General features: G+C 70.5%; 10 protein-coding genes. 6 read left to right on the top strand and 4 right to left on the bottom strand.

Features of this window, described 5'->3' with window-relative positions:
- Positions 1-1,107: M24B family metallopeptidase (locus ACFPZL_RS07505; RefSeq protein ID WP_382334998.1), on the top strand; the 1,107-nt coding region annotated here is incomplete at its 5' end.
- A gap of 60 nt (positions 1,108-1,167) precedes the next feature.
- Here ACFPZL_RS07505 and ACFPZL_RS07500 read toward each other — a convergent pair.
- Positions 1,168-1,665 carry a general stress protein gene (locus ACFPZL_RS07500; RefSeq protein WP_236021795.1) on the bottom strand — a complete coding sequence of 166 codons (498 nt, stop codon included), beginning with the start codon at positions 1,663-1,665 and terminating at the stop codon, positions 1,168-1,170.
- A 180-nt stretch (positions 1,666-1,845) separates the two neighbouring features.
- On the opposite strand from ACFPZL_RS07500, the gene ACFPZL_RS07495 reads away from it, so the two are divergent.
- From ACFPZL_RS07495 to ACFPZL_RS07485, 3 genes are read left to right on the top strand one after another with little or no spacing between them, the layout of a single operon-like run.
- Positions 1,846-3,108, top strand: coding sequence for a magnesium transporter MgtE N-terminal domain-containing protein (locus ACFPZL_RS07495; RefSeq protein WP_218114092.1), 1,263 nt, complete (start codon positions 1,846-1,848; stop codon positions 3,106-3,108).
- Complete coding sequence (locus tag ACFPZL_RS07490) at positions 3,105-3,764, top strand: DUF1003 domain-containing protein (RefSeq protein ID WP_218114091.1); 660 nt, start codon at positions 3,105-3,107, stop codon at positions 3,762-3,764. The genes ACFPZL_RS07495 and ACFPZL_RS07490 overlap by 4 nt, the downstream gene beginning before the upstream one ends.
- Entirely contained in the window at positions 3,757-4,926 is a 1,170-nt protein-coding gene (locus tag ACFPZL_RS07485) for a P-loop NTPase (protein ID WP_218114090.1), read from the top strand. Before ACFPZL_RS07490 ends, ACFPZL_RS07485 begins: the two co-directional genes overlap by 8 nt.
- Before the next feature lie 144 nt (positions 4,927-5,070).
- Here the strand turns inward: ACFPZL_RS07485 and ACFPZL_RS07480 are convergent, their stop codons facing one another.
- Positions 5,071-5,571 (bottom strand): twin-arginine translocase TatA/TatE family subunit, encoded by a 501-nt coding sequence (locus ACFPZL_RS07480; protein WP_382334995.1) that lies wholly within the window; start codon positions 5,569-5,571, stop codon positions 5,071-5,073.
- 109 nt (positions 5,572-5,680) lie between these two features.
- Here ACFPZL_RS07480 and ACFPZL_RS07475 point away from each other — a divergent pair, with 109 nt between their 5' ends.
- Complete coding sequence (locus ACFPZL_RS07475; RefSeq protein WP_218114089.1) at positions 5,681-6,313, top strand: O-methyltransferase; 633 nt, start codon at positions 5,681-5,683, stop codon at positions 6,311-6,313.
- 111 nt (positions 6,314-6,424) lie between these two features.
- Here ACFPZL_RS07475 and ACFPZL_RS07470 read toward each other — a convergent pair whose 3' ends face one another.
- On the bottom strand, positions 6,425-6,595 hold the full coding sequence (locus ACFPZL_RS07470; protein ID WP_218114088.1) for a DUF3117 domain-containing protein: 171 nt from the start codon (positions 6,593-6,595) through the stop codon (positions 6,425-6,427).
- A 134-nt stretch (positions 6,596-6,729) separates the two neighbouring features.
- Positions 6,730-7,830 carry a succinyl-diaminopimelate desuccinylase gene (gene dapE / locus ACFPZL_RS07465; protein WP_218114087.1) on the bottom strand — a complete coding sequence of 367 codons (1,101 nt, stop codon included), beginning with the start codon at positions 7,828-7,830 and terminating at the stop codon, positions 6,730-6,732.
- Positions 7,831-8,033: 203 nt separating this feature from the next.
- On the opposite strand from dapE, the gene dapD reads away from it, so the two are divergent.
- Positions 8,034-8,990: a 2,3,4,5-tetrahydropyridine-2,6-dicarboxylate N-succinyltransferase gene (gene dapD / locus ACFPZL_RS07460; protein ID WP_218114086.1), complete on the top strand. Its 957-nt coding sequence runs from the start codon at positions 8,034-8,036 to the stop codon at positions 8,988-8,990.
- The last annotated feature ends 26 nt before the right edge of the window (positions 8,991-9,016 follow it).

The raw sequence follows: 9,016 nt of genomic DNA, 5'->3' as shown, positions 1-9,016 counted from the left end.
CTGCACCGCGCGACGCTCTACTTCCCCGAGGCTGCCGGCCGCGACAGCGACGAGTTCTTCGCGAACCCCGAGGTGGGCGAGTTCTGGGTCGGCGCACGGCCCGCGCTCCCCCAGGTGGCGGCGGATCTCGGTATCGCCACCGCCTCGCTCCACGAGTTCGCGGCGCAGCCGGGCGACCGGACCCTCGCCGACGCCGAGCTCGCGCGTGCGGCGAGCGAGCTCCGCCTCGTGAAGGACGCCTACGAGCTGGCCGAGATGCAGGCCGCGGTCGACGCCACGGCGCTCGGCTTCGACGATGTGCTCGCCCACCTCGGCCGCGCTTCCTCGGCGCCGCGCGGTGAACGCGTGGTCGAGGGCGTCTTCAACCTGCGGGCGCGCCTCGACGGCAACGCCGTGGGCTACGAGACGATCGCGGCGTCCGGCCCGCACGCCTGCACGCTGCACTGGATGCGCAACGACGGCGACGTGCTCCCGGGCGATCTCCTGCTGCTCGACGCCGGCGTGGAACTCGACAGTCTCTACACGGCGGACATCACGCGAACGATCCCGGTTTCGGGCGTCTTCAGTCCGGTGCAGCGGAGGATCTACGACGCCGTGCTCGAGGCCGCCGACGCGGCTCGCGCGATCGTGCGGCCCGGCATCCGCTTCGGAGACGTCCACGACGCGGCGATGGCAGTGATCGAGCGCAGGACGCAGGAGTGGGGCCTCCCCCTCCGCGTCGCCGACGACGTGACCGCGGCGATCGGCGGCATCCCGGAGGGCGAGTCCGTCGCGCTCCACCGCCGGTACATGGTGCACGGCACGAGCCATCACCTCGGCCTCGACGTGCACGACTGCGCGCAGGCGCGCCGGGAGATGTACCTCGACGGCGTCCTCGAGCCCGGCATGTGCTTCACCATCGAGCCGGGGCTCTACTTCCAGCCCGACGACCTCACGGTGCCCGAGGAGTTCCGCGGCATCGGCGTGCGCATCGAGGACGATATCGTCGTCACCGAGACGGGCTGCGTGAACCTTTCGGCCGCGATCCCGCGTACTGCGGACGAGGTGGAGGCCTGGATCCGCCGGCAGCGCGACGCCGACGGTGCGGCTCCGGTATCGCAGCGGTGACCTCGGCACGATGACCGCGGTATGAGGTCGGGGCGCGCGTCTGCGATCGCCCCGACCCGGTCAGCCCGCCGTCGGCTGCGACAGGATGCGGCGCGCCTCGTGGATGAGCGACGGGTCGGCGACGAGGTCGTACCGCGACGCGACCATCTGCATGACCGAGGAGAAGTCCCGGCGGTTGCGGTTCATCGCGTAGGAGAGCACGCCGAAGAGCATGCCGAATCCGGCGCCGATCGCGATCGCCGAGATGAACACCCCGCCGATGGCGCTGTTGTCGGGTTGGAAGATGAAGAGCAGCAACCCCAGGAACAAGCCGAAGTACGCTCCCGAGAGCGCGCCCATCATGGCGACTCGGCCGTACGTGAGCTTGCCGGTCACCCGCTCGACGCTCCGCATGTCGTTGCCGACGATCGAGACCGCGTTGACGGGGAAGTCGGCCCGGGCGAGGCGATCCACGGCGTGCATCGCGTCGGCGTAGCGGTCGTAGGTCGAGATGATCTCGCCCTGCGGCAGCTCGGGCATCTGCGGCATGCGACGAGGAGACGGGCTGTTGGTGCTCATGCCTCGATTCTCCCACGCCTGGATCGAAGCGCGGTGAATGCGAGGATCGCCGGCGGGGCGCCCGATGCCGGCCGTGCCGTCGCGTCCCTCCGCGCCGCGGGGATCCGCTGCGCCTGACGGAAGTGGGGGCATGCCGAGCGGCGCACCCGCCGGGATAGTGGAGAGGACTACGCTAATGGGGTGAGCAGTTCGAGGGTCTTCGTCGGTCGCCTCGCGGGTCGTGGCGTGTTCGATCCCGTCGGCGACCGTATCGGCAAGGTCCGCGACCTCCTGGTCGTGTACCGGGCCGCGACGGCGCCGCGCGTCGTCGGGCTGATCGTGGAGATCCCCGGCAAGCGGCGCGTGTTCCTGCCGATCGGCCGGATCACGTCGATCGCCGCAGGCCAGATCATCGCGACGGGCCTCATCAACGTGCGGCGCTTCGAGCAGCGCGGCGGCGAGACCCGGATGATCGCCGAGATCATCGGCCGCGAGGTGCAGGTCTCCGACAGCGCGAGCGGTGTCGCCGGAGGCACGACCGCGACCATCGAGGATGCGGCCATCGACCGCACCCGATCCGGCGAGTGGGTGGTCTCCGAGCTCTTCGTCCGCTTGCCCAAGCCGGCGGCCCCCTTCGCCCGCGGTGACACCCGCATCGTCCGGTGGTCGGATGTCCGCCTGCCCAGCGACTCGGCCGGAGCGCAGTCGGCGGAACTGCTGATCCAGACGCTGGTCGACCTGAAGCCCGCCGACCTCGCCGAAGCACTGCTCGAACTGCCCCATGCGCGCATGCTCGAGGTGATCGGCGAACTGCCCGATGACCGCGTGGCGGATGCGCTCGAGGAGATGGTCGAGACGGATCAGCTCGCACTGCTCGCGCAGATGCAGAGCGACCGCGCGGCGGATGTGCTCGATCGGATGGAGCCGGACGACGCGGCCGACCTGATTTCGGCGCTGCCCGCCGCACGCGGCGAGGAGCTCCTCGATCTCATGGAGCCCGAGGAGGCGGAAGACGTCCGCAGACTCCTCGAGTACGACGCGGACACCGCCGGCGGCCTCATGAGCCCCTCCCCGATCGTGCTCTCCGGCGAATCGAGCGTCGCGGAAGGGCTGGCACTGATCCGGCGCGCCGAGATCCCCCCCGCGATGGCGTCCGCCGTCTACGTCACCCATCCGCCCTACGAGACGCCGACCGGCGAGTACCTGGGCATGGCGCATTTCCAGCGGATGCTCCGCTTTCCGCCGCACGAGCGCATGTCGGCGCTGCTCGACACCGAGATCGAGGCTCTGCCGGTGCAGGCGAGTGCCGCCGAGGTCGCCCGCCGCCTCGCGAGCTACGACATGGTCGCGCTCCCGGTGGTCGACGACCAGCAGCGCCTGGTCGGGGCGGTCACGATCGACGACGTGCTCGATCATCTCCTGCCCGATGACTGGCGGCATGCCGACGACGAGGTCGAGCGATGAGCTTCTTCGGCAGGCGCTCGGCGGCCACGGGGCTCGACTCCCCGCAGACCGGTGCGCGCGTCTCCGCCAACGACAACGGCGGCAACGAGGTCTTCGGGCGGTGGAGCGAAGGCATCGCCCGCGGCATGGGCACGCCCTGGTTCCTGCTGGTCCTCACGTTCTTCTGCGTGATCTGGCTCGTCTGGAACACGCTCGCACCCGAAACCTGGCGATTCGACAGCGCCGCCCTCGGATTCACCGCGCTCACGCTGATCCTTTCGCTGCAGGCCTCGTACGCGGCACCGCTGATCCTGCTCGCGCAGAACCGGCAGGACGACCGGGACCGGGTGCAGATCGAGCAGGATCGCCAACGCGCCGAACGGAACCTGGCCGACACGGAGTTCCTGGCACGCGAGGTCGTCGCGCTACGGCTCGCGATCAAGGATCTGCCGGATCGCGACTTCGTGCGCGCCGAATTGCGCGCGCTGCTGGCAGACCTGGAGACCGGGCCGGAAACCGCTCCGGAGGATGCGGGAGAGATCGGCGAGGACCAGCTCGCCTCGACGGATCCTGCGGTCCCGAAGAACTCTGCGACCTCTGCGGGACCATCGGACGAGACGCATACGGGTTCGGGCGCGGGTTCGAGCCCGGACGCGGACGACGATGCCGATGGCTGACCGCTCCACCGCGAAGTCGCCCGTGGAGTCCGCGGTGTGGGCGGCGCTCGGCAGGGTGAAGGATCCCGAGATCCTTCGCCCGGTCACCGAACTCGGCATGATCGACGGCATCGAGGTCGATGAAGCGGGCGCGGCGGCCGTACGCCTGAAGCTCACGATCGCCGGTTGCCCCGCGGCGCGACGCATCGAAGCCGACGCGCTGGCCGCGATCGAGGGCGCTCCTGGCGTGACCGCGGCGACGATCGAGGTCGGCGTGATGACGCCCGAGGAACGACAGGCCTTCATCGAACGCGTGCGCGGTGACCGCGCGCTCCGGGCGCCGCAGTTCGGCGAAGACTCGCTGACCCGAGTCATCGCGGTGACGAGCGGCAAAGGCGGCGTCGGCAAGTCGAGCCTGACCGCGAACCTCGCGGCGGCCCTCGCCGCGCAAGGGCGCACGGTCGGCCTGATCGATGCCGACGTCTTCGGCTTCAGCATCCCGGCGCTGATGGGCCTCAGCCGCGACGGACGCGTGGAGCAGCCCACGCGGGTCGACGACATGATCCTGCCCCCGGTCGCCCACGGCGTGAAGGTGATCTCCATCGGCATGTTCCTCGGCGATGCCGATCCGCGCGAGACCGCGGTCTCCTGGCGCGGGCCGATGCTTCACCGCACGATCGAGCAGTTCCTCGGAGACGTGTGGTTCGGCGACCTCGATGTGCTGCTGCTGGACCTCCCGCCCGGAACCGGGGACGTCGCCATCAGCGTCGGGCAGTTGCTGCCGCAGGCCGAGGTTCTCGTCGTCACCACCCCGCAGCCCGCGGCCGCGGATGTGGCGGTACGCAGTGCTCTCGTCGCCCGCCAGACCGGGCAGCGCGTGATCGGCGTGGTCGAGAACATGGCGGGTCTCCCCCAGCCCGACGGCACCGTGCTGGAGCTCTTCGGCTCCGGTGGCGGCGCAGCGGTCGCCGAACGGCTCAGCGCACCCGAGCACGGAAAGGTACCGCTTCTCGGCAGCGTCCCGCTCAGCCCCTCCTTCCGCGCGGCAGGGGATGCCGGCACCCCCGCGGTGCTCGAGCTTCCCGATGACGCCGCAGCGCGCGCCATCACCGGCATCGCCGCGGCGCTCACGCGCCAAGGGCGCGGGCTGGCCGGGCGACCGCTGCCGCTGGATCCTCGCTGAACCGGATCCTCACAGAGCCGGATTCAGGCGGATCCGGATCCTCGCTGTGCTGGATCCTCGCTGCGCCGGATTCAGGCAGCGAGCGGTACTTCTCGACGCGAAGCGCCGTCCCGCTATACGCTCAGGCGAGGCTACGTGCGAGGATCAAGTGGCCTCTTCGTCGTAGTTGACCGCCGCGACGGTCTCGCTGGCGTCGGCACCTGCGGCGTCGGCTGCGGTGGATTCTGCTGAAGCCTCCGCAGCGGCCTCGGCAGTCGCATCTGCACCGGCCGCGGACTCGCCACCGCCCGCATCGTCAGCGGCATCCCCACCGGCGGCCTTCTCCGCCGCTTCCTTCCGCCGTTCGGCGGCTTCCGCCACACGCGCCTTCCGCGCGGCGGCCTGCGCCTCGCGCTCGTCCTCGAGCAGCGCATCGCGGATGATCCGCCGCGGGTCGTACTGCCGCGGGTCGAGCTGCTTCCAATCGACGTCGTCGAAGTCGGGGCCCATCTCATCGCGCAGGCGATCCTTCGCGCCATCGGCCATGTGCTTCACGTTGCGCACGAACTCGCCGAGCTTCTTCGCATACATCGGCAGGCGATCCGGCCCCAGCAAGAACATGGCAATGACCAGGATCACCAGAATCTTGTCGATCGTGAGGCCCATAGACCTTATAGTAGTCGTCCATCGGTGCACCGCGCGCCATCCCCGTCGCCGCGCGCCCGGCTTGTACTCTGGGGTATCGAACCAGAGGGCCCTGAACGACGGAGGAACGGTGAGCCGCCTCGAACGCAACTGGCAGTACGCTGAGCAGTACCCCACCGAGACCGACGCCATGGTGCGGGCCCGGCGGCTATCGCTGGAACTCGGAATCGAGCCGGTCAGCCGCTCCGTCGCCGCCCAGCTGGGCGGCTTGGTCGCGGCCACCGGCGCGCGGACGATCTGCGAGATCGGTACCGGCGTCGGGGTGAGCGGACTCGCGCTGCTGCGCTACGCCCCGGAGGCCACGCTCACCTCGATCGAGATCGAATCGGAGCACCTGCGCCAGGCGCGCACGGTCTTCTCCGAAGCGGGGGTCGCGAACGCCCGGCTGCGACTGATCGAGGGCGACGCCGGGCAGGTGCTGCCCCGACTGAATCTCGAAGCTTACGATCTCGTCGTCATCGACGCCGATCCCGAGCACCTGCTCTCCTATGTCGAGCACGCCCTGCAGATCGTCCGCCCCGGCGGCACGATCGCGGTCCCGGGCGCCTTCGCGCACGGCCGGGTCACCGACCCCGCTGCACGGGACATCATCGCCCAGCACCTGCGCGACCTGCTGACGACCGTCGGCGATTCGCCCGCGATCGCCCCGGTGCTCTCGCCGGCCGGCGACGGTCTGCTCATGCTGACGCGGTTGCAGGTCTGACCGCGCGCCTCGCGGATACGGGCGCGGAGAACAAGCCGCAGAGAGCAACGAACCCCTGTCTTCCGACAGGGGTTCGTCCGATTCTCAGTGAAGAACTCAGCCGTCGAGCGCTCAACCGTCGAGCACAGAGCTCAGCACGTCGCGCAGCTCGGTCGCTTCATCGTCGTTGACCGAGACCACCAGTCGACCGCCACCCTCGAGCGGCACCCGGACCACGATCACGCGACTCTCGCGCACCGCTTCCATGGGTCCATCGCCGGTTCTGGGTTTCATTGCCGCCATTGCGTCTCCTTCATCGTGCACGTACTCTTCCATTGTATCGGGCTGTCGGGCACCGTGCAGGGTTGGTGTGTTCCGTGCGGGATCGTCGGCGACGGAACAGGCGCAGGATCAGGGCGCCGCGGCCGGGCGCAGGATCAAGCCGCCGCGGTCAGCCACCGACCGAGCGCCAGGTGCGTCCGCTCGATCTGGGCGACGGGCACCCGTTCGTCGTCGGCGTGCGCGAGCGACGGGTCGCCTGGACCCAGGTTCACTGCGGGGATCCCGAGCGCCGAGAAGCGGGAGACGTCCGTCCAGCCCACCTTCGCCCGGGGAGGCGCGCCCACGGCTCGGACCAGGGCCTGCGCGAGTTCCGCGTCCAGACCGGGGCGCGCGCCGGGCGCGAGGTCGACGATCTCGACCTCGTCGGCGTCGGAGAAGAAATCGCGGACGAAGGCGACGGCCTCGTCGGCGCTGCGGCTCGGCGCGAAGCGGTAGTTGACCTCGATGTCGCAGCGATCCGGGATCACGTTACCAGCGACGCCCCCGGAGATGCGCACGGCGTTGAGCCCCTCGCGGTAGTCGAGCCCGTCGACCGTGACCGTCTCGGCGGTGTACTCGGCGAGCCGCTGCAGCAGCGGGGCGGCCCGGTGGATCGCGTCGATGCCCATCCAGCTGCGCGCCGAGTGGGCGCGCTTGCCGAGCATGGTCACCCGGGCGCGGAGGGTGCCGTTGCACCCCCCTTCGATGCCGCCGTTCGTCGGCTCGCCCAGGATCGCGAAGTCCCCGGCGAAGAGCGACGGATTGTTCCGCAGCGCGCGGCCGAGCCCGTTCAGCTCGCTCGCGACCTCCTCGTGGTCGTACCAGACCCAGGTCAGGTCGAAGGCAGGCTCGTCGAGCTCGAGCGCGAGCGCGAGCTGCACGGCGACGCCCGCCTTCATGTCGACGGTGCCGCGCCCCCGGATGATCGCCTCGCCGCTCTCTGGGTCGCGCTCGTCGCGCACCGGCAGATTGTCGTTGATGGGCACGGTGTCGAGGTGGCCCGCGATGACCACACGGCGCTCTCGGCCGAGCCGGGTGCGGGCGACGACGGTGTCGCCGTCCCGGATCACCTCGAGGTGCGGGGCATGCACGAGCAGGCGTTCGACTGCGTCGGCGATCCGCCGCTCGTCGCCCGAGACCGAGGCGATATCGCACAGCTGCCGGGTGAGTTCGACGGGGCCCGCTGAAGGATCGAGGCTTGGCGCTTCACTGGTCACTCCGCCAGCCTAGTGCCGTGTGCCGGAGGCTCGGTTGCGATCCGGCGCCTCGAGGCGGAACCTCGGAGCGGAACTTCGATCCGGCACCCCAGCGCGAAACCTCGAGACGGATCGCGCATCGCCTGAGGTTGCACATCGGGCTCGGACTGGACATCGCTCGGGCTGGCCAGAGGGAATGCACCGGCCCCGATACCATTGAGGGCATGACCGGAACACGCGCCGCCTGGGCCCAGGGCCTCGCCACCATCGCCTCCGACGGTTCCACGCTCGACGCGTGGTTCCCCTCCCCCGCGCTGGGTGCGCGACCCGAAGGACTCGATCCGTTCATCGCCCCGGCCGAACTCGAGGCGCTGCTCGGCGAGGACGAGGCCCGCGGCGTCGAGATCCGCTTCGTGGACCGCGAGATCGACCTGGACGCGCCGCCCGCGGACACCGCGGACGCCTACCTGCGTCTGCATCTGCTCTCGCACTGCCTCGTGCGGCCGAACTCGATCAACCTCGACGGCGTCTTCGGCGCGCTCCCGAACGTCGCCTGGACGACCGCCGGCCCGATGGCCCCCGACGAGTATGCGAAGCGGCTGCCGTCGCTGAAGCGCGCGGGAATCACTGCGCTCGGCGTCGACAAGTTCCCGCGCCTCACCGACTACGTCGTACCGCAGGGCGTCAGGATCGCGGACGCCTCGCGCGTGCGCCTCGGCGCGCACCTCGCACCGGGAACCACCGTGATGCACGAGGGCTTCGTGAACTTCAACGCCGGAACACTGGGCGCCTCGATGGTCGAGGGGCGCATTTCGCAGGGCGTCGTGGTGGGCGACGGCTCCGACATCGGTGGCGGCGCCTCGATCATGGGTACGCTCTCGGGCGGCGGGACCGAGCGGATCGCCGTCGGCGAACGGGCCCTGCTCGGCGCGAACTCCGGCATCGGCATCTCGATCGGCGACGATACGGTGGTCGAGGCCGGGCTCTACGTCACGGCCGGCACCAAGGTGCGCCTGCCTCACGGGACCGACGCGTCGGGCGGCGAGCCGGTCGACGTCAAGGCACGGGAGCTCTCCGGCCTGCCGAACCTGCTCTTCCGCCGCAATTCGACGACCGGTGCGGTCGAGGCGCTGCCTCGCAGCGGCGCCGGCATCACGCTGAACTCGGCGCTGCACGCGTAGCGAGGCGGGTGCGGGGCAACCGCGGC

Origin of the sequence: Leucobacter soli, from assembly GCF_042659205.1 — a bacterium.
Lineage (GTDB): Bacteria > Actinomycetota > Actinomycetes > Actinomycetales > Microbacteriaceae > Leucobacter > Leucobacter soli.
This window is presented reverse-complemented; position numbering and strand designations above follow the sequence as displayed.